This window comes from Acinetobacter sp. NIPH 2699, assembly GCF_022549355.1.
Classification (GTDB): Bacteria; Pseudomonadota; Gammaproteobacteria; order Pseudomonadales; family Moraxellaceae; genus Acinetobacter.
In genome coordinates this window covers 245,200-266,717 of record NZ_JAKZGL010000001.1, presented here as the reverse complement: position 1 = coordinate 266,717, position 21,518 = coordinate 245,200, and the positions used below count along the sequence as shown (strand labels likewise).

19 protein-coding genes and 1 pseudogene are annotated in these 21,518 nt (G+C 39.2%); 12 read left to right on the top strand and 8 right to left on the bottom strand.

Translation table 11 applies throughout. From position 1 onward, the window contains the following. Window position 1: 1 nt before the first annotated feature. Together MMP72_RS01230 and ilvA are read right to left on the bottom strand one after the other, a co-directional pair. Entirely contained in the window at window positions 2–652 is a 651-nt protein-coding gene (locus MMP72_RS01230) for a TrkA family potassium uptake protein (RefSeq protein ID WP_241313854.1), read from the bottom strand. Between the two features lie 158 nt (window positions 653–810). Further along, window positions 811–2,355 carry a threonine ammonia-lyase, biosynthetic gene (ilvA, locus tag MMP72_RS01225; protein WP_241313853.1) on the bottom strand — a complete coding sequence of 515 codons (1,545 nt, stop codon included), beginning with the start codon at window positions 2,353–2,355 and terminating at the stop codon, window positions 811–813. 98 nt (window positions 2,356–2,453) lie between these two features. Between ilvA and rpiA the strand changes: the two genes are divergently transcribed. Together rpiA and MMP72_RS01215 are read left to right on the top strand one after the other, a co-directional pair. Then, window positions 2,454–3,125, top strand: a complete 672-nt coding sequence (gene rpiA, locus MMP72_RS01220) for a ribose-5-phosphate isomerase RpiA (protein WP_241313852.1) — start codon at window positions 2,454–2,456, stop codon at window positions 3,123–3,125. Further along, window positions 3,125–3,820 (top strand): SprT family zinc-dependent metalloprotease, encoded by a 696-nt coding sequence (locus tag MMP72_RS01215; protein WP_241313851.1) that lies wholly within the window; start codon window positions 3,125–3,127, stop codon window positions 3,818–3,820. Before rpiA ends, MMP72_RS01215 begins: the two co-directional genes overlap by 1 nt. A gap of 18 nt (window positions 3,821–3,838) precedes the next feature. On the opposite strand, the gene MMP72_RS01210 is transcribed toward MMP72_RS01215, so the two are convergent. From MMP72_RS01210 to MMP72_RS01200, 3 genes are all read right to left on the bottom strand, one after another. After that, complete coding sequence (locus MMP72_RS01210; protein WP_241313850.1) at window positions 3,839–4,450, bottom strand: CDP-alcohol phosphatidyltransferase family protein; 612 nt, start codon at window positions 4,448–4,450, stop codon at window positions 3,839–3,841. Between the two features lie 156 nt (window positions 4,451–4,606). Further along, window positions 4,607–6,097, bottom strand: coding sequence for an alkaline phosphatase (gene phoA / locus MMP72_RS01205; protein WP_241313849.1), 1,491 nt, complete (start codon window positions 6,095–6,097; stop codon window positions 4,607–4,609). 272 nt (window positions 6,098–6,369) lie between these two features. Further along, on the bottom strand, window positions 6,370–7,899 hold the full coding sequence (locus MMP72_RS01200; RefSeq protein WP_241313848.1) for a hypothetical protein: 1,530 nt from the start codon (window positions 7,897–7,899) through the stop codon (window positions 6,370–6,372). A gap of 293 nt (window positions 7,900–8,192) precedes the next feature. Between MMP72_RS01200 and argC the strand changes: the two genes are divergently transcribed. The 5 genes from argC to MMP72_RS01175 all read left to right on the top strand — a co-directional run bounded on the left by argC (window position 8,193) and on the right by MMP72_RS01175 (window position 13,656). Then, window positions 8,193–9,236: an N-acetyl-gamma-glutamyl-phosphate reductase gene (gene argC / locus MMP72_RS01195; protein WP_241313847.1), complete on the top strand. Its 1,044-nt coding sequence runs from the start codon at window positions 8,193–8,195 to the stop codon at window positions 9,234–9,236. 81 nt (window positions 9,237–9,317) lie between these two features. Then, window positions 9,318–10,067: a DUF6776 family protein gene (locus tag MMP72_RS01190; protein ID WP_241314011.1), complete on the top strand. Its 750-nt coding sequence runs from the start codon at window positions 9,318–9,320 to the stop codon at window positions 10,065–10,067. A 22-nt stretch (window positions 10,068–10,089) separates the two neighbouring features. Next, a complete protein-coding gene (gene clpS / locus MMP72_RS01185) occupies window positions 10,090–10,503 on the top strand; it encodes an ATP-dependent Clp protease adapter ClpS (protein WP_241313846.1) in 414 nt (137 codons plus the stop codon). Between the two features lie 412 nt (window positions 10,504–10,915). Then, a complete protein-coding gene (gene clpA, locus MMP72_RS01180) occupies window positions 10,916–13,201 on the top strand; it encodes an ATP-dependent Clp protease ATP-binding subunit ClpA (RefSeq protein WP_241313845.1) in 2,286 nt (761 codons plus the stop codon). Between the two features lie 92 nt (window positions 13,202–13,293). Next, the gene (locus MMP72_RS01175; protein WP_241313844.1) at window positions 13,294–13,656 is read left to right on the top strand and encodes a YnfA family protein; all 363 of its coding nucleotides are present in this window, start codon (window positions 13,294–13,296) and stop codon (window positions 13,654–13,656) included. Window positions 13,657–13,716: 60 nt separating this feature from the next. Here the strand turns inward: MMP72_RS01175 and MMP72_RS01170 are convergent. After that, window positions 13,717–13,956, bottom strand: a pseudogene (locus tag MMP72_RS01170) (AAA family ATPase); the annotation flags it as partial. A gap of 431 nt (window positions 13,957–14,387) precedes the next feature. On the opposite strand from MMP72_RS01170, the gene MMP72_RS01165 reads away from it, so the two are divergent. Beyond that, a complete protein-coding gene (locus MMP72_RS01165) occupies window positions 14,388–15,431 on the top strand; it encodes a 3-deoxy-7-phosphoheptulonate synthase (RefSeq protein WP_241313843.1) in 1,044 nt (347 codons plus the stop codon). A gap of 64 nt (window positions 15,432–15,495) precedes the next feature. Here MMP72_RS01165 and MMP72_RS01160 read toward each other — a convergent pair whose 3' ends face one another. Together MMP72_RS01160 and MMP72_RS01155 are read right to left on the bottom strand one after the other, a co-directional pair. After that, window positions 15,496–16,407 carry an alpha/beta hydrolase gene (locus MMP72_RS01160; RefSeq protein ID WP_241313842.1) on the bottom strand — a complete coding sequence of 304 codons (912 nt, stop codon included), beginning with the start codon at window positions 16,405–16,407 and terminating at the stop codon, window positions 15,496–15,498. After that, entirely contained in the window at window positions 16,407–16,964 is a 558-nt protein-coding gene (locus MMP72_RS01155; RefSeq protein WP_241313841.1) for a PadR family transcriptional regulator, read from the bottom strand. Before MMP72_RS01155 ends, MMP72_RS01160 begins: the two co-directional genes overlap by 1 nt. A 125-nt stretch (window positions 16,965–17,089) precedes the next feature. Between MMP72_RS01155 and MMP72_RS01150 the strand changes: the two genes are divergently transcribed. The 4 genes from MMP72_RS01150 to MMP72_RS01135 all read left to right on the top strand — a co-directional run bounded on the left by MMP72_RS01150 (window position 17,090) and on the right by MMP72_RS01135 (window position 21,475). Beyond that, a complete protein-coding gene (locus tag MMP72_RS01150) occupies window positions 17,090–19,114 on the top strand; it encodes an NADPH-dependent 2,4-dienoyl-CoA reductase (RefSeq protein ID WP_241313840.1) in 2,025 nt (674 codons plus the stop codon). A 76-nt stretch (window positions 19,115–19,190) separates the two neighbouring features. After that, a complete protein-coding gene (locus tag MMP72_RS01145) occupies window positions 19,191–19,598 on the top strand; it encodes a nuclear transport factor 2 family protein (RefSeq protein ID WP_241313839.1) in 408 nt (135 codons plus the stop codon). A 55-nt stretch (window positions 19,599–19,653) separates the two neighbouring features. Further along, on the top strand, window positions 19,654–20,370 hold the full coding sequence (locus tag MMP72_RS01140) for an SGNH/GDSL hydrolase family protein (protein WP_241313838.1): 717 nt from the start codon (window positions 19,654–19,656) through the stop codon (window positions 20,368–20,370). A gap of 19 nt (window positions 20,371–20,389) precedes the next feature. After that, window positions 20,390–21,475 carry an alpha/beta fold hydrolase gene (locus tag MMP72_RS01135; protein ID WP_241313837.1) on the top strand — a complete coding sequence of 362 codons (1,086 nt, stop codon included), beginning with the start codon at window positions 20,390–20,392 and terminating at the stop codon, window positions 21,473–21,475. Window positions 21,476–21,518: the final 43 nt, after the last annotated feature.

The window sequence follows — 21,518 nt, the reverse complement described above, 5'->3', positions numbered from 1 at the left end:
TTTATAGGAAACATCCTGAAAGTTTTTTGAGATGGCTGAGTGAACCTTCTAAAATCAGGACATCATCCGTCTGTAAGGTAAAGTTTGCATCGGTTTCGTAGAGGATTTGTTGATCTCGTTTGAGTAATAAAAGTTTGATATTGGGTTCTTGTTTCAGTATTCCTGACAAGTTTACATTGTTCAGTTTGTCATGTACTGGCACTTTGACGATGTAATGGTCATCATCCAAAGCCATATATCGACTGACCATTGGATAATTCAGGGCTTGAGCAACACGAACTCCCATATCTTCTTCAGGATGAATAATCTTTGTGATGTCTAAATGAGAGAGAATGGTATGGTGTGCTTTGGTCTTGGCTTTGACCAAGATTTTTTCTACGCCTAAATTCTTTAAATTTAAGACACATAAAATGCTTGCTTCAATATCTTCGCCAATTGCAACAACGACAGCATCACAATTTTGGATATTCAGTTCATCTAAAACATGCTCATCGGTTGCATCCGCGATAACGGCATGTGTGATCAGATCCGATATATTTTCAACATTGCGTTTAATGGTATCAATGCCAATGACATCATGATTGAGTTTGGTGAGTTCTAAGGCAACAGTTGCTCCAAAACTACCTAAACCAATGACTGCAAACTGTGCCATAACTGTCCTTAACTAAATGATAAAAATATCTTTTTATCCATTTTAAGATGGAATAATTTTTCTGTTTGTAATGATTTTGTGTTGTCGTATCCAGATAACTAGAGATCATTGTACAAAAATAAAGCCGACATTGAGTCGGCTTTATACGATTTAGAATTTTATTTGAGGAAGCGTTTATATCCAATATTGTCACTGATCTCTGCATATGGATAAGTAATTTGCTCCAATGTTTCAATCAAACCATCAGGATTTTGCTTGGCATCGGTTGCTTGTAAGCCAACAAGAACTCGACCTTCAGCAGCGCCATGATTACGATAGTGGAACAGTGTAATGTTATGTGTTGGGCCTAAACGTTCAAGGAACATCAGTAGAGCACCTGGACGCTCTGGGAATTCCACACGGAATAAACGTTCATTTTCAAGATTTGCATGTCCACCGATTAGATAACGAATATGTAGTTTCGCGACTTCATCGTCAGATAAATCATCTACTTCATATTGTTGTTTGAGTAACTCATGAATCTCATGGCGTTCAGTTTCGCCACCTTTTAAGCTAATCCCAACAAATACCTGCGCTTGACCACTCTCGCTGGCACGATAGTTAAACTCGGTAATATTACGGCCTTGTAAAGCGCGGCAGAATTGTAAAAATGCGCCTTTTTGTTCAGGGATGGTGACTGCATAAATGGCTTCTTTACGCTCACCCAACTCAGTACGTTCGGCAATATAGCGTAGGCGATCAAAATTCATGTTGGCACCACAAACAATCGACACCATATTTTTATCAGTCAATTGATGTTGAGCGACATATTTCTTAATGCCTGCCAATGCCATTGCGCCAGAAGGCTCCACGATACTACGGTTTTCGTCATAAGTATCTTTGATCGCTGCACAGATTTCGTCTGTATCGACGGTCACAACATCGGGTTCAACAATAGGACCTGAGTTGTCAGATTTACGCAGTTTGACCATTTCAAAAGGGAGCTCACCAATCTGAGCAACGGCTGTACCATCGGCAAATAAACCGACATGTGGTAAAATCACACGTTCATTTGATTCAAGCGCGGCTTTTAAACAAGCCGATTCTTCGTATTCAACACCAATAACTTTGACGTGTGGTGCAACTTCTCCGAGATAGGCTGCAACACCAGCGATTAAACCACCACCACCAACGGCAACAAAGACATACTCAACATCACGCCATTGACGAAGTAATTCATTGGCAATGGTACCTTGCCCCGCAATAACGAGTTCATCGTCATAAGGCGGAACAAAAACCAGACCTTCAGTTTCAGCACGTTGTTTTGCATATTTGTTGGCAACGTCAAAACTATCGCCGTGTAACACAACCTGACCGCCTAAGTTTCTAACCGCTTGGACTTTAATATCAGGTGTAGTACTCGGCATCACAATAATGGCAGGAATACCCAGTTTTTTCCCAGACAATGCTACGCCTTGAGCATGGTTACCCGCAGAGGCACAGATGACACCACGGTCCAATTGATCTTTTGGAAGTTGGCTGATGCGGTTATAAGCACCACGTAATTTAAAAGAGAAAACAGGTTGTAAATCTTCACGTTTAAAGCGAATGTGATTATTAATTTTTTGACTAATTCGGGGAGCTGCTTCAAGCGGTGTTTCAATCGCAACATCATAAACCGTTGCTTGTAAAATTTGTCGTACCACACGAGACAGCATGTTCATCTTCCCTATAACAGTTTAAAATAGGGGAACATTGTAGCAAACCCCTGTACATTTGCGCTGTTTTCTTGCGGCAAATGTCAAAATAGTTGAGTGAAGTCATGAGTCTATATGCAACCCAAGATGAAAAAAAACAAGCTGCAGCAAAAGCAGCTTTAAAACATTTACCTAAAGGCGGCATTTTAGGCGTAGGAACTGGAAGTACGGTTAATTTTTTAATTGATTTATTGCCTGAACTGCAACTCGAAGCCGCTGTTGCGAGTTCGAATGCCACGGCAGAACGATTGAAAAAATTAGGTATTGAAGTGGTTGATATGAACTCAGTCGGGGGATTAGATGCTTATGTTGATGGGGCAGATGAGATTGACCGTCACATGCATATGATTAAAGGCGGTGGTGCTGCATTGACACGTGAAAAAATTGTTGCCTCTATTGCAAAGAAATTTGTATGTATTGTTGATGATTCAAAATGGGTTGATCAGTTAGGACGTGATTTTCCATTGCCAATCGAGGTCATTCCAATGGCACGTTCAGCAGTCGCGCGTAAGATTGTTGCTTTAGGAGGCGATCCCGCTTACCGTGAAGGTGTGGTGACTGATAATGGTAATGTGATTTTGGATGTATTCAATTTAAATATCTTAAATGCCATTGATGTAGAAAAAACCATTAATAACATTCCTGGCGTAGTAACAAACGGTATTTTTGCTTTAAATGCAGCAAGCATTGCGATTGTCGCAACTGATCATGGTATCGAAGAACGTACAGCGCAGTAATGGCAACAGTTTCATTGGAAACACTATTACCTGAAATTAAAATGGTTCGACATGCAAGGGCGAGAAATTTACGTTTGCGTGTTGAGCCTACAGGTATCCGTTTAACTGTTCCAGCATTTTGTAGTAAAAGGCAAATTCAACAATTTTTAAATCAATCCGAACAATGGCTGATTGATACGTGGTCAAAACAGCAACAACAGTTAAATCAAACAACAACGTTTCCTGATGAACTCAGGTTATTTCGCCATTCGCAACCGTTTAAAATTATTCAACAGCAACAGCGTCATATTTTTAAGTTTGATTGGGAACAACAGCTTTTACTGATACGAAATGAACAGCCTGAGGGTGCTTTGCAAGCAGCGGTATTGGCATATGCAAAACAGTTTTTACCAGAATATTTAGCTCAGGTGAGTCAAGACGTTGGTTTGCCATTCCAACAATGCAGTATACGAAAACCGAAAACGCGATGGGGAAGTTGTAGTTCAAAACATGACATCATGTTAAATGCCGCGCTGGTGTTGATGCCTGAACATAATGTGCGTGCTGTTTGCGTACATGAATTGGCGCATACCAAACATTTTGATCATAGTGCCGCTTTTTGGAATGAAGTGGCTAAACATGATGAAAATTATCTCGAACATCGCAGGCAATTAAAACAGATGCAATTGCCAAGTTGGTACTATAAAAAGATCTAAGCTATGGATTGCAATGATTCAGCCATTAAAGAAACGATTGTGTTGTACTGTTAATCCTTTGCGAATACGCCAAGCTTGTTTCAGATTGGGTACATCGTTTTGCCAGTGTTTTAAAACCAAGATAATTGCGATAATTTCCGCGCGAGTTATGACTCCCAACCAAAAAACGATACTCAATAATAGCTGAGCGTGACCAGTGAGCGTCACCTGTACCAATAAGGCAAATAGAAATAAAGTCCATATCTTGGCACCGATGCTATGGGTTGCGATTTCTTTCTTGAATTTGATGTAACTTACGACATACGTCATTGTTTCAAAAATAATTAGAATAATAATAGGGGTTAACTGCTGTTTAAAGAATTCTGGTTGTTGCAAGTAGACCGCAGTGATCACACAAATAAAAAAGATCTGATCAATATTTGAATCCAATCGACGCAATCTTTGATTGGATATACCTAAACGTCTTGCAATCATGCCATCAAAAATATCGCTCAATAGCCCAAGTGTTAATAGAATCACGGTATAAAGTGGATAAAACGTTGGTTGTAATAAGGTGATGGCAAGAATTAGAAAGCCGAAAATTAATCTAGTGTATATAAGAAATTCTGGGATTTTATGTGTTATAGGCATGCTGTATTAAGATTAATCAGAATAATTTTGAAAGTATAGCATCTGAATAAATGAGGTGTGCATGCTCCGTAGAGCGTACAGAAAAAGTGACCGCAATACACTTAAATTTAAATATATTGCGGTAATTTTCAATTAATATGTATGTGAGGATTATGCTTATCTAGAGGCGTTTTGTGCAATGCCTAAAGCATCACGAATGATAAAGAACAAATCTGTTTGATCAAGTAAGCCTGATACATTGGCCGCCCGCGGTCCATACGCTGCGATACGTACCTGAGCGCCTGTATGATGTTGACTTGACCCTTCTGGAGCAGTGCCGTAGTTAATTGCCATTGCAACTCCGTCTTTGGTTTTGAGTGCTGCTGTTTGACCAGGACTATCTCCATTGATTGGAATGATTTGGCTGGTATGCGCATGATCACCTGTAACTACGATCAAGGTATCGCCGTTTTCTTTTGCAAATTTGAGCGCGACTTGAATAGCTTCATCAAGTTGTACGGTTTCGCCAATTTGACCACATGGGTCGGCTGCATGATTCCGTTTGTCAATTGAGCCACTTTCAACTTGTAAGAAGAAGCCTTTTGTATTCGGACTGAGTAATTGGATTGCTTTTTCCGTCATTTGGGCCAAACGCGGAGTAGATGCGCTAAAGGCTGTATTTTCTATACAACTTTCAGCCGCTTTTTTATGACCATTGAGTTGCGTTCTAGGACCACTCCAGATTACAGGGAGATTACCTTCAGCAAATAAACCTAATAAGGGCTGGTTCTGATTCGCAATTTGAATGTTCTGCAAGGAATTTAGGTCTTCAACGATTTGATAGCCTTTTTGTTCCGCTTGTTGAAGTAAAGTTTTTCCTTGATAAGGACCTGCTTTGGCTGTTTGATAGAATGTTTTTTTACCTCCACCTAGGCTCACATCAGCGCGAGTAGCTAAAAGTTGTTCAGTAATTGAACCTTGTCCACCATTTTCAAGCGCACTTTCTGGGCATTTTGCTGAGGTTTCATTCGGACCATAGCAACTACGAGCGCTAATGTGTGAAATCTGTGCCGCTGGGGTCGCATCTTGTAGTTCAGTCGTTGTGACATTTCCTGTTGCATAACCCGCTTTTTTAGCCAGTTCTAATAAAGTTGCGTGATGTTTGCCATAAATATCTAAACCGAGGGCATTATTATAAGTTTTAATGCCAGAAGCCCACGCTGTCGCAGATGCAGCTGAGTCAGTAACATAATCAATAGCTCCCATTTTATCTAAGGCATACGTCGTATAACTCCCAGTAAAAGGGAGTACATCAATTCCTTTAAAATAACCTGCGGCACCCTCTGCATAATTACGCGCTGCTGTGATCTCAGAATCACTGGTACCATCACCGATAAAGAGAATGACATGTTTAACTGTTTTATCACTTAATGATTCTTTTACTGCTTGGGTACGTTCTTTTTTTAAGCGAGTTGCGCCACCAAACTGACGAATGTCTCCGTTCGCGCCAGCTTCCAAGAGTTCTCCCATTGGATGAGGTGTTGTAACAGGCGGTTCAGGTTTTTCAGGAGGCTGAGTGATTGATGAATGATCATTATTGTCACTATCTCCACCGCAGGCAGTTAATAAAGAGATAAGAATAGGGAGTAGTAAAGGCTTAGCGTTCAAAATTCCGACTCAACAAATTAGTTGATAATTACACTAATTGTGAAATGTGAATGTTGAGTTAAACTTTGATGACAGTTTTCTTTCAATAGTATGTTCTTTATACAAATTATGTCTGAAATGTAATTTTTTCAACGATAAAATGTCAATAGACCTTAATCTTTTTATGTTATTGCAATATTAATCTCAATTTCTCTTTTTTATTTTTCAATTAAACAAATGACCATATGAACAGACAACAACACCGATTACATGCTGTTGTCTGTCAACTGACCCTAATTAAATTGACATTGAAGTTGAGTGTTCTGTAATTGATCAGGTGCTTGACGAGAATCAAAACCAGCACTGGCACTCAATACTTGATTGGCTTTGATGTTTACTTGCACAAATCGATATTGTAAATCGCTATGACTTGGTTCTAGTGAACTACTATTTAATAGGTATTCATGATTTTCTTTATCAACTTGTAATAGAGTGTCTGTACTTTTACCATCTAATTTTGATCGAAAGTTCTGATTACTCTTGGTTAATTCAACCCATCCATCGGCACGTATATTAAGTTGGCAATCTTGATCAATATCTTGATAGTGACCAATTAAATATTCAATAGAAGGTACGCTATGGTCGTTGTTATTTATCCCTTTAATCCCTTGTTTACAAGGATAGATTGAACCATTACAGCTTGCGCTTGTATCGGAAAAACCTACAGCGCGACGGTAATCGCCTGCACCATTGATGCGGACATTGTGCGATGTCGGTGGATTGACTGTTGGTACAACACCTGCATAGCTTCGTTGTTGCAATTGGGCATAATGGATAGGGTTAGAGTTTTTTTGGTCATAAGTGTCTGCGAGTTGCAACGCTGCTTGTTTTAATGAAGCAGCATATTGTTCTCTGGTATTTTTTTGGTTGGTCGCAATACTGATGATGTTGTTTTTAGCGGGGTCAATATTATCTGGAGTTGTAAGTACCAGAGAGGTCAAGGCTTCTTGATCACCACGAATTTTTTTTGCATCGAGATAGCCATCTCTTAAATCAATGGCTAAATTTTTAGAGAATTCAGCGAAAGAGGTATCAGGATATATATTTGCCCATTGTTGTAGATAACCAAAACTCAGGTAGGTATTTAAATATAATCCAGAATTTACATTGGTGCTTTGTGGCGAAAATATATGTAGTACATTGGAAGGGTACACATTGGTAATGTTGAGATATTTAAAGGCACTTAACAGCGCTATTTCAATATCTGATGTCGCCCGATCTAGCTGTTCTGCCGTAATTTTCATTGCATAGTTGTTTTTATCACTTGGCAACTGGCCTGAACGAACTAATGCACGCTGATAAATCGCCTCAGTGCTGGGATTGATCAGTATCGTTTGTGTTAAATCGCTGACATCAACTTTGACTAAACTTCGCAATGTCAGATCAATGTTTTTATATTGATGACTAAGGAAGTCGTATACCAAAGAATCAGGAGTGGTGGTTAATTCAACTCGATATAAACGGTTTTTATTTAGGATCTCAGGTAATGTAATAGCTAGATCAGTTGTTGTACTAAAATTTTGTTCTAAAACTAATCGGTCATCAGTGTTATCAAAGACCTTAACCACAACATTACGTATTTCTACAGGCACTTTAATATTGAAGTTTTTCGGTTTTGGAACAGCAACTTCTTCTGTTGGCGTATCCTTACGTGCTTCACTCTCACCACTACCACAACCAATCAAAGCTGAACTAAGTAAAAGTGTACTCAACCCTAAGCAAATATGATGATGTAATCTTTGTTCTGACATCAAAGAAGGCATTCCAGCTCTCCAAAAATTTTGCATCCATGAAATTTTTATTACCGCAGCATTTTATTCTATGCGAATCTTATACTGATTCAATAGTCTTTCTTGACCAATGGTAAAATCAGCCCAGAATAAAAGAATGCCTTTTCTATCTATATATCCGATTTTTACAATATAAGCCAATTTATTCATGTTAATTTGACGATTCATGTCAGTTTTATTTTCTTATAAGTTAGAGACTTGAAGATTGTGTAAAACAAGCCAAACTGCCATACTATTTGCCTAAATGAAAGCTAGAGGTGTGACACGTGATTTCTGTTGGTATTGTTGGTGGAACTGGATACACAGGGGTTGAACTACTACGTCTATTGTTAAGACATTCGCAAGTTCAGGTCAGTATTCTCACTTCGCGTACTGAAGCTGGAAAGCGTGTTGCAGATATGTTCCCAAGTTTACGAGGACATACTGAATTAAAGTTTTCTGATCTCGATTTGGATCAGCTTAAACAATGTGATGTTGTTTTTTTTGCTACACCACATGGCGTGGCAATGCAGCATGCAGAGGCCTTGGTTGCTGCGGGTACTAAAGTGATTGACCTTGCTGCTGATTTTCGTTTACAGAATTTAGCTCAATTTGAGAAATGGTATGGCATGCAACATCATTGCCCAACTGTACTCAAAGAATCAGTATACGGTTTGACCGAATTGAATCGTGAAAAAATTAAACAAGCGAATGTGATCGGTAATCCCGGCTGTTATCCAACCACAGTTCAGCTTGGTCTAGCGCCATTATTAAAAAACCATTTGATTAATACGCAAAGTATTATTGTTGATGCGAAATCAGGCGTGTCAGGTGCAGGGCGTAAAGCCAGTCTCGGTATGATTTACAGTGAAAATGCGGATAATTTTAAAGCTTATGGCGTAGCGGGACATCGTCATCATCCAGAAATCGTTGAAGCTCTAGAGAATATTTCAGGACAAAAAGGTCAATTTGATCAACTCATTTTTGTACCGCATTTGGTTCCAATGATCCGTGGTATGTTAAGTACGATTTATGTTGATTTAACAGCGCAAGGCCAACAAACAGATATACAAGCATTGTATGAAAGCTTCTATCAAAATGAACGCTTTGTTGATGTAATGCCAGCCAATAGTTCGCCTGAGACACGTAGTGTTCGCGGTGCAAATGAACTACGTATTGCGATACATCAGCCTCAACCAAATAAATTAATTGTACTCGTTGCACAAGATAACCTCGTTAAAGGTGCAGCAGGTCAAGCGGTTCAAAATATGAACTTAATGTTTGATTTTGATGAGGCCGCAGGTTTAGAAGGTATTGGTTTATTACCATAAAAAACGCTTTTTTACTTCACACACATTTAAAATTGGATTTAAATGTGTGCTTTGATGTAGATCGTAACGATAGAGATAATGATGGATAACGTTGAACCAACGACTTCACCAGAAAGTTCGGTTGAGAAAAACAAATTCTTAAAAACGAATTTACCTTTACTTATTGCTGCAACTATTCTGATTGGTAGTAGTTTTATGATTGGTTACACAGTTGGACACCGTCAAGGATTAACCGTTGTGGGTTATGATGCCGATGCTGAACAACTGGTCGATGTTGTGCAAAAGCAAAAGGCTGCATTAGATTCTATTAACAAAAGCTTGAATGCCGCTGTTCAAGAGCGTGATATGGCAGTAGGTAATGCTGATGATCTATTCAAAGCGATTAATCAAGCCAATGCTGATAAAATCCAGTTTGAGGGTATGAACGCCATTTATCGAGATATCTTAAAACAACGCGGTGGCGTGAGTTTGACGATTCAGAATTTGGCGATCAAGGCTTTACCTGAAAATGCTTTTGAATATCAAATTGATCTTGTTCAAGTTAGCCCGAATAAACGTCGTGCAGCGGGATCGGTTGAATTGCGTTTAATTCGAAATACTGAAATTTTAGATGTACCATTAGAAGATAAAAGCTTTAATTTTGATGATTTTGAGCGTTTAACTGGGCGTTGGACAATGCCAAAAGGATTCACGCCACAATTTATCGAAGTCCGTTTATCTGGTGCTGGTACACCAGTGATTAAGCGTTTTAGCTGGCAACGTGGTCAACCCGTTGATTTAAATTCTGCCTTTGTGTCAGAAATTCCTCAAGCTGAAGCAAATGCTCAGTAAATTTATAGATTAAGAACCCAATATGCGAAGATACCAACGTCAAATGAATTTAAGTGAAGTGAAAAACTCTTTTCATCAATCAGGTTATGTTGACTGGCACTTAAATCCTCGTTTAAGTGATTCGCAAGAGGATCATGATGGTGAGCTGGTTGTGCAAACCGCTCCACCAGCAGTGCAGCGACCGCCATTGTATGCCGTTGTTTTATTAAACGACGATTATACGCCAATGGATTTTGTGATAGATGTACTACAAAGTTATTTCTCAATGGACTTGGATCAAGCGAGTCAAGTGATGCTCACAGTCCATTATGAAGGGAAAGGTACCGCGGGTATTTATCCTAGAGATATTGCTGAGACCAAGGCAAATCAAGTTAATAATTATGCTCGTGCACAAGGACATCCATTACTCTGCCAGATCGAACCTGAGCGAGGATAAAACAAAGCAACGCTTTGTCCGAGCGCAAGAAGAGAGCTATGCCCGAGTAGCAAGTTAAGAAAAGAGAATCACTTACGAAATATATTCCTTGTGTTTAAGACGAGCAACGCTGTTGTATGTTTATCTGAATTTAACATTACCCTGTTATTATTTAAATAAATAACAGGTTTGTCTGATTTTTGAACAATTGGATAACCCATATTCTCTTTGTAATTAAATTTTTACAACAATACTTTGTTTTGAATCTTGACCAATACACTCAACTAATGCTAACAGTAGACTATGAAGCAAAGAGACTTGTAAACGTACGTTAGATAGCGATTGCAGATACTCACGCGGATTAGTCCATAATTGGCTTTTTCAGTTAAAGATACGTCTTTTTTTGATAGAGCCCAAAATATAAGGGGGTTACATGCTCAGTCGTCAATTAGAAGTATCGTTACGTTTGGCTGTAAGCATGGCTCGTCAAAAGAGGCATGAGTTTCTGACAGTTGAACATCTATTGCTCGCTTTGCTTGATAATGATTCAGCTGTGAACGCACTAAAAGCGTGTGGTGCTGATATCGTTACTTTACGTAAAGAGTTAGAGGAATATGTAGAGCAACACACCCCAAAGCTTGGTGATAATAGCGAACAAGCACCACATCCAACGGAAAGTTTTGACCGAATTTTGCAGCGTGCAATTTTTCATGTTCAATCAAGCGGTGGCGATCGTACCGTTGAAGGCGCAGACGTTTTAGTTGCGATGTATTCAGAACGAGATTCTTTCGCTGTTTATTTATTGAAACGCCATCAAATTAATCGTTTAACTTTGACTCAGTATTTATCTCACGGAACACGTAAAGAAGAGATTCAGGTTGAAGAGGAAGTTGAAGATATTGATGGAGAAAGTGCGGCTTCTGCAAATGCAGGACCTTTAGAGCAATACACGCTAAATCTCAACACTGAAGCGCAAAAGGGTAAAACTGATCCTTTAATTGGTCGTGAGAAAGAAATTGAACGTGCGGCACAAATTTTATGTCGCCGTCGCAAAAACAATCCGCTTTTAGTGGGAGATCCAGGCGTCGGAAAAACTTCGATTGCTGAAGGCTTGGCATGGTTAATTGTGAATGGCAAAGCACCGAAACCATTGGCGAATGCTGAGGTGTATAGTTTAGATATTGGTGCATTAGTTGCAGGAACGAAATATCGCGGTGACTTTGAAAAGCGTTTAAAACAATTGTTAAATGCTTTAAAAAAGAATCCAAATGCAATCCTATTTATTGATGAGATTCATATGATTATTGGTGCTGGCTCAAGTATGGGTAGCACAATGGATGCATCAAATTTAATTAAACCCGCTTTAGCCAATGGTAGTCTCCGCTGTATCGGTTCAACCACTTTCCAAGAATATCGTCAAGTGTTTGAAAAGGATCATGCATTATCTCGCCGTTTCCAAAAGGTTGATGTAAGTGAACCAAGTATTGGGGAAACGATCGAGATCTTACGTGGGCTGAAAAGCAAATTCGAAGATTTCCATCATGTTGAATACGATGACAAAGCACTTGTGGCTGCCGTAGAGCTTTCTGCAAAATTCATCAATGACCGCTTCTTACCAGATAAGGCGATTGATGTGATTGATGAAGCTGGTGCTGGACGTCGCTTAAAAGCGGAAGTAGATGGTTCAACGATTTCTGTCGAAAATATTGAAGACATCGTGTCTAAAATTGCGCGTATTCCACCAAAAACAGTTTCTAAAGATGACAAGACTGTGTTGGAAAATCTAGAGCGCGATTTAAAACGTGTGGTATTTGGTCAAGATGAGGCGATTACTGCATTATCTTCAGCAATTAAGCTCTCTCGTGCAGGGTTGAAAGCACCAGACAAACCTGTTGGAAGTTTTGTATTTGCTGGGCCTACAGGTGTGGGTAAAACAGAAGTCACTAAACAACTGGCAAAATTGTTGGGTGTAGAGTTTGTTCGTTTCGATATGTCTGAATATATGGAGCGTCACGCGGTTTCACGTTTGATTGGTGCACCTCCAGGTTATGTTGGTTATGATCAAGGCGGTTTGTTGACCGATGCGATTCACAAGAACCCACACTGTGTCTTATTACTTGATGAAATTGAAAAGGCCCATCCAGATGTATTCAATTTATTATTACAAGTCATGGATCATGGGGCTTTAACAGATAACAATGGTCGCAAGTCTGATTTCAGAAATGTGATTATTGTATTAACAACCAATGTGGGTGCGGAAAGTATTTCTCGTGCAAGTATTGGTTTTACAGAGCAAGACCATAGCGCTGATAACCAAGATGCGATGAAACGTGCATTCTCACCTGAGTTCCGTAACCGTTTAGATGGTGTGATTCAATTTAAATCGTTACCAACAACAGTCATTGAATCTGTGGTTGATAAGTTCTTAACTGAATTACAGGCTCAGTTGGATGAAAAACAAGTTGTGCTTGATGTTGATCAAAGCGCACGTGACTGGTTATCTACCAATGGGTATGACCGCCTTATGGGGGCTCGTCCAATGCAACGTCTGATTCAAGAGCATTTGAAAAAACCACTTGCTGAGATGATTTTATTTGGTGAGTTGGCTGAGCATGGCGGTAACGTTGCTGTTTCTGTTAAGCATGAAGATGGCAAAGAGGTGGGGTTGAAATTGGAAGTATTTGAAGACCATATCAATCCGAGCGCTGAACCTGCCTAATCTCTGAATGGTTTTGATCAATAACCCAAATGCTTAAAGTATTTGGGTTATTTTTATTTATAATGCTGATTGAAGTTTTAGGTTGCTTACTTATGTTTGAACTGTCTTTTTCAATTGGGCAAGTATTTAAAGTATTTGGATTGTTTTTACTCACAGCCATTGCTGAGATTTTGGGTTGCTATTTTCCATATCTGATTTTGAATCAAGGCAGGTCTCATTGGTTATGGATACCTACAGCATTGAGTTTAGCTGTGTTTGTGTGGTTACTTACATTACATCCCGCAGCATCAGGTCGTATTTATGCAGCGTATGGCGGGATTTATATTTTCACTGCGTTGATGTGGTTGCGTTATGTCGATCAAGTCATGCTTACTCGGTGGGATGTCTTGGGTGGGCTCATTGTTCTATGTGGTGCAAGCCTGATTATTTTACAGCCTCAAGGGCTGGTGCGTTAAATTTTAAGCATGACAACAATTAATGTCGTCATGCTTATTTCGAAAGATAAGAAAAAAATACTACTTCAATACATAAACTTCTGAGATTCCACATTCTTCGACAAAATCGTCATCATGTGACACCAGTATCACAGCACCATTAAAAGAACGAATCGCTTGGGCTAATAGTTCACGAGATTCGATATCGAGATGGTTTTCAGGTTCATCCAACAGTAATAGCTCTACAGTTTGTTGTTTCAATGCAAGCAATGCCACTTTTAAGCGTTCGACACCACTCAAAGTTGCTAAGGGGGTGAGTGCACTTCTCCCGCAAGTGGGAGTGCTAAACCTTCTTTTAGAGCCGTGTTTAAAAAAAGACAAAAAAAACTTGTCAAATGCCCTAATAGTGCGTAGTTTAATAAGGAAGAACAGTTTTTTAGATATTTGAAATAATGATGTTAAAGCATACTGTAAACACAAACGCTTACTTTTATTTTTGGCAATATATTTAGTTGCCTGAAGCGTTTCGGGCAACAAAAGGTTGCCCAACCAGTTAATACCTGATCGGCAACCCCGATCAGGTTTTTTTATGCTTTAATATTCATCACTTTAGGAGAAATACCATGTACACATTGAACGTTTCATATTTTAGCAAGACTTCTTGGTTTTACTTTGCAAAGAAATCAACATCGCTTAGATCACACTTGCTCAAATAAATATTCGGACTGTACGATAGTCCAAAGGAAATGCCAATGAACGCTTTAAATACTGCTTTGACACAATCACAAACTCATACAAAAGAAACAATGCTCAGCTTGCCATCACAACTTAAAGCGCAGTATCCCTTGTCTGCTACTTTAGCGCAGCAAATTTCAAAACATCGTCAAACGATTCAGAATATATTATCAGGACAAGATCATCGTTTAATGGTGATTACAGGACCTTGTTCGATTCATGATCCTATCGCTGTCCTAGAATACGCTGATCGTCTACAACAACTACAAGAACAAGTCAAAGATCAGATATTCCTTGTAATGCGTGCATATATCGAAAAACCACGGACAACAGTGGGTTGGAAAGGTTTTTTATATGATCCAAATTTAGATGGATCATCGGATTTACAATTGGGTTTAGAAAAATCTCGTGCGCTTTATTTACAGCTGATTGAAAAGGGCCTGCCAATAGCGAGTGAAATTCTAAGTCCAATGGCAACAGGTTATTTTGATGATTTACTTGCTTGGGGGGCAATCGGTGCACGTACCAGTGAGTCTCAAATTCACCGTGAGATTGCCAGTCATATGCCATACAGCATTGGCTTCAAGAATGGTACGGATGGTTCGATTCAAATTGCTTTAGATGCAATCCAATCCGCGCTGCATGGCCATCAATTTTTAGGAATGACGCAACAAGGTTTGCCTGCAATTCTGCATAGTGAAGGTAATCCATTACCACATTTAATTTTACGTGGTTCGAATCATGGCACAAACTACGATTTAGCATCAATTCAAGCTTTGCATTTTAAACATAAGCATTTACCTGCATTGGTGATTGATTGTAGTCATGGTAATAGTGGCAAAGATCCTTTGCTACAGCCACAGGTTTTGCAGCAAATTATTGATGAACGTGCTGAATCGAAAGTGCGTGGTGTTATGCTTGAAAGCCATTTGCTTGATGGGAATCAAAAGATTTCTTGCGATATGACTTATGGTCAATCAGTAACAGATGGCTGTTTAGGTTGGGATAAAACTGAACAAGTCTTGTTAGATGTTGCTGAGCAAATGAGACATAAAAAATAATCTTTCTTAAAAAGCCAATCTTAATCAGATTGGCTTTTTATATTTTAGAATACCCTCAAACAGCTTATATAGACTGTGCGGCAAGGAAATGACCAATCTCTTGGCTAAACTTTCTAGGTTCTGTAATCAGGGGGGTATGTCCTGAACGCTCAAAATAAACTGTTTTAGCATTTGTCAGGCTTTTGGCAACAAGCGTCTGTCCAGTTTCAGGATAAAGACTAGACTCACGTCCAATGAAGAATGTTGTTGGGCAACTCACTTGGCGAATCGCTTCTCGATAATCTTCATTGTGATTCAAATAATTTTCAACATACCAAAGTAAGTAATCTAAGCGTTGAATCGGCAGTAAGTATTTTTGTAGGAAAGGACGGTTCAGTGCGAGTTTAACGATTTTGGGGCTATAAGTGTTGCTGCTTTGTAGTTCGATGAAAGCGGCCCATAAGCTTACCAGTTTATAACGGACATCACTTGGTAGGTCTTCAAGTTTCTGGGCATGTTTATAATCTAATAAAAGGGTTTGAATATCGAGCAGTAAACTTTTAAATTGAGAATGCTTTTGCCCAAATAAGCCATAGTGCCAAGAGTCATCTACTGCAATCTTAGGGGTTTGGTCTATATGGAGATAAGCTTTGAGTTTTTCTGCTAAACCACCATGTTTCATGCCATGCATCGCTGTCGTTGCGCCCATAGAGTAGCCCATCAAGATAAACTGATCTAATTTTAATTGTTTAATCAGATGATCAATATCATTCCAATGACTAGAAATCGCATCAGTCTCAGGAATTGCACAATGCTTAGAGCCACCAAAACCACGCCAATCGGGAATAATAAATTCATATTGCTTGCGATTCGCAAATAAGAACGGGAGCCATTGCCAGCTTTGCATACCAAGCCCAGATAGAACGAGCACAGGTTCTCCTTCACCAACGCGTCGTACAAATAATTTTTCTTGATCAGGCATGGTATAAAACGGCATTATTTTTCTCCTTGGTTTAGTTCATCAAACTTCCTCAGTTGAGGAATCATTCGTTCTAACCATTTTATCCATTCATTTTCTTTAATGATACCAAGTTCCAGAATCATTTTATGGATAAACAAAACGCGATTGGTCGGTTCACTATTTTTAAAATCTTTATCATGGATTGCCTGATAAAGATTTAATTTTTCTTTGTGTAGTTCTAGATGCCGCTCCAGTTCAGGTAGGATGTTATTTCCGCCCAATTGTGCTTCGGCTCTTAATCTGACCATGAGGTCATCACGTAGTTGCGCTGGTTCGCTTTGTTGTTCAATCCATGCAGCGAGTTGTATTCTTCCGAGTTGTTCGATTTGATAGGTTTTTTTTCGACTATTGGCTGCTTGCTCTTCTAAGGTGGAGATCCAGCCTTTTTTTAGCATGCCATTGAGTTCGCGATAAATTTGCTGATGCGTCGCATTCCAAAAAAAGCCCATTGAGCGATCAAAACGACGAGCTAATTCAAAACCTGTGCTTGGTTTTTCTAATAAGCTGGTCAATAAAACATGGGCAAGTGACATAACCATCCAAGAAATAAAAAGTGACTCTTTAGATTATGCAAAATGTTGCATAAAAATCAAATCTTGTTTATAAGTTTATGCAACAAGTTGCATCAGCAAGCAGATTGCTAGCCAAAGGAGAACACATGTCAGCTTATCCGCATTTATTAGAACCACTTGACCTAGGTTTCACTACATTGAAAAACCGTGTATTGATGGGATCTATGCATATTGGTTTGGAAGAAGCACCGCAAGGTTATGAACGTATGGCAGCATTTTATGCTGAACGTGCCAAAGGTGATGTTGGATTAATTGTGACTGGTGGTGTCTCTCCAAATGATGATGGTGTGGTATTTGCACATGGAACTAAATTAGATACACGAGAAGAAGCCGAAAAGCATAAAGTCATTACTCAGGCTGTACATGATGCTGGTGGTAAAATTGCGATGCAAATTTTGCACACAGGTCGTTATTCCTATCAAGCGGATAATGTTGCGCCATCTGCAATTCAAGCACCCATCAATCCAATTAAACCGAAAGCCTTATCTTCTGCTGAAGTTCAGCAAACCATTGATGACTTTGCAAACTGTGCCAAGCTGGCTCAATATGCAGGATATGATGGTGTTGAGATCATGGGTTCTGAAGGTTATCTCATTAATGAGTTTATTGCTGCTCGCACCAACCACCGTGATGATGAATGGGGCGGGAGTTATGAAAATCGTATTCGTTTCCCAATCGAAATCGTAAAACGTACCAGAGCATCTGTGGGTGAAAATTTCATTATTATCTACCGTTTGTCCATGCTTGATTTGGTTGAGGGTGGTTCAACGCTAGAAGAAGTGGTTCAACTCGCCAAAGAAATCGAAAAAGCTGGTGCAACTATTATTAATACAGGTATTGGTTGGCATGAAGCACGTATTCCAACGATTGCAACCAAAGTGCCTAGAGCTGCATTTACTTGGGTAACTGAAAAGCTCAAAGGTACAGTCTCTGTGCCACTGATTACATCTAACCGTATCAATACGCCAGAAATGGCAGAGCATGTACTCGCTTCTGGCCACGCTGATATGATCTCTATGGCACGTCCAATGCTGGCGGATGCTGAGTTTGTATTAAAGGCAAGTGAAGGTCGTAGTGATGAAATTAATACCTGCATTGGTTGTAACCAAGCCTGTTTAGATCATATTTTCTCAATGAGTATTGCAACGTGTTTAGTGAATCCACGTGCATGTTATGAAACTGAGTTAATTTTCAAAGAAACCAGTGCGACCAAAAATATTGCAGTGATTGGCGCAGGGCCAGCAGGTTTGAGTTTTGCGGTATATGCTGCAAGTCGTGGCCATAACGTAAAAGTCTTTGATGCAAGTAATCAAATTGGTGGTCAGTTCAATATTGCCAAAACTATTCCAGGCAAAGAAGAATTCTATGAAACTTTGCGTTACTTCAAACGTCAAATTGAATTACAACCGAATATTGAGCTAGCCCTGAATCATACCGTGACCTATGAAGAGCTTAGCCAAGCAGATTATGATGATATTGTGATTGCAACTGGGGTTACACCACGCCAATTACAGATTGAAGGGATTGATCATCCAAAAGTATTAAGTTACATCCAAGTTTTAAAAGAGCGTATGCCTGTTGGTAAACGTGTCGCGATTATTGGTGCTGGTGGTATTGGCTTTGATACAGCAGAGTATTTAACCCATGAAGGTGAGAGTGGTAGCTTAAATCCTGAAAAATTCTATGCAGAATGGGGTATTGATACCACTTATGCGCATGTTGGTGGCTTAAAACAACCTGAACTAGAAAAGTCTGAGCGTGAAATTTACTTATTACAACGTAAGAGTGCGGCTGTTGGCTCTAGTTTAGGTAAAACCACAGGTTGGATTCACCGTACAGGCTTAAAACATCGTGATGTCAAAATGATTGCAGGCGCAAGCTATGACAAAGTTGATGATCAAGGTTTACATATTACGGTAAATGGTCAAACCACGGTTCTTGAAGTAGACAATGTGGTGATCTGTGCTGGTCAAGAGTCTTATACGGCAATGTTCGATCAACTTAAAGCGGATGGTAAGAATGTCCATCTAATTGGTGGGGCGAAAGAAGCGGGTGAATTGGATGCGAAACGTGCGATTCGCCAAGGTGCTGAATTGGCTGCGGTTCTATAAATGAATATTTTGGACATTTTCTCGTAGGAGGAAATGTCCAAAGTTTGATAGGTATCAATCAAAAGGAAATATAACAATGACGATTGAAACAACAAGACAAGCTGTGCAACTTTGGCATCAGATGATTAAAACAGGCGATTTATCTATTTTAAGTGATTTGCTTTCTGATGAGGTGGTATTTCGTTCACCAGTCGCATATAAGCCTTATGAAGGAAAGCAGGTTGTTTTCTTTATCTTGAGTAATGTTATCCAAGTTTTCCAAGACTTTACTTATCATCGTGAGTTTTATACTGAGGATGGCGAAAGCGTCGTACTCGAATTTAGTGCCAATGTAAGCGGTAAATCATTGAAAGGCATTGATATGATTCGTTTCAATGAGCAAGGCAAAATTACTGATTTTGAGGTCATGATTCGCCCGATGAGTGGTTTAGCAGCATTGGCTGAGCAAATGGGTGCAAGATTGGCTCAATATCAACCGAATTAATTCTTGTTCATTTTTATAAATAGCCTAAGTAACTCAATAAGCTGGGATCATTAAAATGTGGCTAAAACTTTCAACCCTTGTTTTATTGCCTGTGCTGATTGTACAAGGAACACGAGTTCGCAAGAATACGCCACGTTTGTCTGAGCCTAGTGGTGATCGAGAAGGGAGAATTGGTCAAGGTCAACCTCTTTCAGTTCTGATTCTAGGTGATTCTGCTGCGGCAGGTGTTGGTGTTGAAACACAACAAGATGCTTTATCAGGAGTGATTATTTCAGAATTAAAAACTCAGTATGCTTTGCAATGGAAACTGCACGCGAAAACAGGTGATACAACCAAGCAAGTCTTGCAAGCGGTACAGGGCTTAGATCAACAACAATATGATGTTGTGGTGACGTCGATCGGTGTTAATGATGTCACGAAACTTATTTCAGCGAAATCTTGGATAAAACAACAAAAACAATTATTTACCCAAATACAGCACCACTTTCAGCCAAAATTGGTTATTGTATCAGGAGTACCACCGATGCAGCATTTTCCAGCATTGCCCCAACCATTGGCTTGGTTGTTTGGAAAGTATGCAGAACAAATGAATAAAACATTACAACAATGGCTCGCTTCACAAGACCAATTTAGATTTATTGCATACGATATCGAAGCTTTTCAGGCGTTAAATTTGCCGATGGCAAGGGATGGTTTTCATCCAAGTAAAGAAGTTTATGCAGTTTGGGGGAAACAAGTCGCGGATTTAGTGCGACAGTCGTTTAAACCCTAGGTAGAGGGAGGAATGAAGTATGGGTATATTCACTCTAAATAAACTTAAAGTTTTAGGTTTAAATCTATTTGATTTGGCGCTCGGTGCCGAACCACCAAAAATGTATTATCACCCAAAAGGTAAAATTAAAGATGTTCTGGAGAAGTTACCGCAATTAAAGCAAAAGTATCGCCCAACACCGTGGTTGAGTAATACGCATATCCATCTTTTATATTTTGATATCATTAGAAAGAAAACAATCAAGCTAGAATATGATCGTATTGATCAGCTTACCATGCAAGATGGTGGCGTTACTGCAATTGCTTGGTATGGTTATCATCTTCCAATCAATACACCGACAGTGGTGATCATGCATACCATTACAGGTACGCCTGAAAGTATGCGAGAGTTGGTCAAAGATTTACATCAGTATACAGGTTGGAGAATCGCACTTTGTTTGCGCCGTGGCCATGCAGGTTTACCGATGCCTGTACCACAAATTTCATTATTTGGTTTTACTCGTGATCTAAAAGAACAACTGAATCATATCCAACAATTATTTCCAAACTCTGATTTATATGCAGTGGGATCTTCTGCGGGAACAGGGTTATTGGTACGTTATTTGGGAGAACAAGGTGAAGATACGCCATTTAAAGCAGCTTTCGCGATGTGTCCCGGTTATGACACAGAAATTGGCTTCAAAAATGTTCATCCTTTCTATAGTAAATTGATGACCAAAAAGTTATTCAAACATTTTATTTATCCTTATCAAAATATATGGAGTCGAGTTGCTTCTCTTGAAAAGGTTTTGGCGACAACAAGCTTAGAAGAATTTGAAAAAGCATATTTTGAAATGGCTGGCTATCAGGATTATCAAAGTTATTGCAAAGCCATAAATCCCATTTATGTGTTTGAAAATATCAAAATACCGTTGATGATTTTGAATGCAGAGGATGATCCCGTTTGTTCAATCAAGAATTTAGAGCCTTATAAAGACAAAATACAACAGATGGATAATATTGTGGTTATTACAACGAAAAAGGGCAGCCATTGTGGCTTCTATGAAAGTCTAACTGTGAAATCTTGGGCATCTCGTTTGATGGCAGATTTCTTTAAGAGTTATTAGACCTTGTTAATATTCCATACACAAAAAAGCCAGTTGAATTTAA

Coding starts and splice junctions, on each gene's coding strand:
- MMP72_RS01150 (WP_241313840.1), top strand. CDS start 17,090: ATGTCAGCTTATCCGCATTTATTAGAACCACTTGACCTAGGTTTCACT.
- ilvA (WP_241313853.1), bottom strand. CDS start 2,355: ATGAACATGCTGTCTCGTGTGGTACGACAAATTTTACAAGCAACGGTT.
- MMP72_RS01165 (WP_241313843.1), top strand. CDS start 14,388: ATGAACGCTTTAAATACTGCTTTGACACAATCACAAACTCATACAAAA.
- MMP72_RS01215 (WP_241313851.1), top strand. CDS start 3,125: ATGGCAACAGTTTCATTGGAAACACTATTACCTGAAATTAAAATGGTT.
- MMP72_RS01200 (WP_241313848.1), bottom strand. CDS start 7,899: ATGCCTTCTTTGATGTCAGAACAAAGATTACATCATCATATTTGCTTA.
- MMP72_RS01190 (WP_241314011.1), top strand. CDS start 9,318: ATGGATAACGTTGAACCAACGACTTCACCAGAAAGTTCGGTTGAGAAA.
- clpA (WP_241313845.1), top strand. CDS start 10,916: ATGCTCAGTCGTCAATTAGAAGTATCGTTACGTTTGGCTGTAAGCATG.
- MMP72_RS01145 (WP_241313839.1), top strand. CDS start 19,191: ATGACGATTGAAACAACAAGACAAGCTGTGCAACTTTGGCATCAGATG.
- MMP72_RS01210 (WP_241313850.1), bottom strand. CDS start 4,450: ATGCCTATAACACATAAAATCCCAGAATTTCTTATATACACTAGATTA.
- clpS (WP_241313846.1), top strand. CDS start 10,090: ATGCGAAGATACCAACGTCAAATGAATTTAAGTGAAGTGAAAAACTCT.
- MMP72_RS01175 (WP_241313844.1), top strand. CDS start 13,294: ATGTTTGAACTGTCTTTTTCAATTGGGCAAGTATTTAAAGTATTTGGA.
- rpiA (WP_241313852.1), top strand. CDS start 2,454: ATGAGTCTATATGCAACCCAAGATGAAAAAAAACAAGCTGCAGCAAAA.
- MMP72_RS01160 (WP_241313842.1), bottom strand. CDS start 16,407: ATGCCGTTTTATACCATGCCTGATCAAGAAAAATTATTTGTACGACGC.
- MMP72_RS01135 (WP_241313837.1), top strand. CDS start 20,390: ATGGGTATATTCACTCTAAATAAACTTAAAGTTTTAGGTTTAAATCTA.
- MMP72_RS01140 (WP_241313838.1), top strand. CDS start 19,654: ATGTGGCTAAAACTTTCAACCCTTGTTTTATTGCCTGTGCTGATTGTA.
- MMP72_RS01155 (WP_241313841.1), bottom strand. CDS start 16,964: ATGTCACTTGCCCATGTTTTATTGACCAGCTTATTAGAAAAACCAAGC.
- MMP72_RS01230 (WP_241313854.1), bottom strand. CDS start 652: ATGGCACAGTTTGCAGTCATTGGTTTAGGTAGTTTTGGAGCAACTGTT.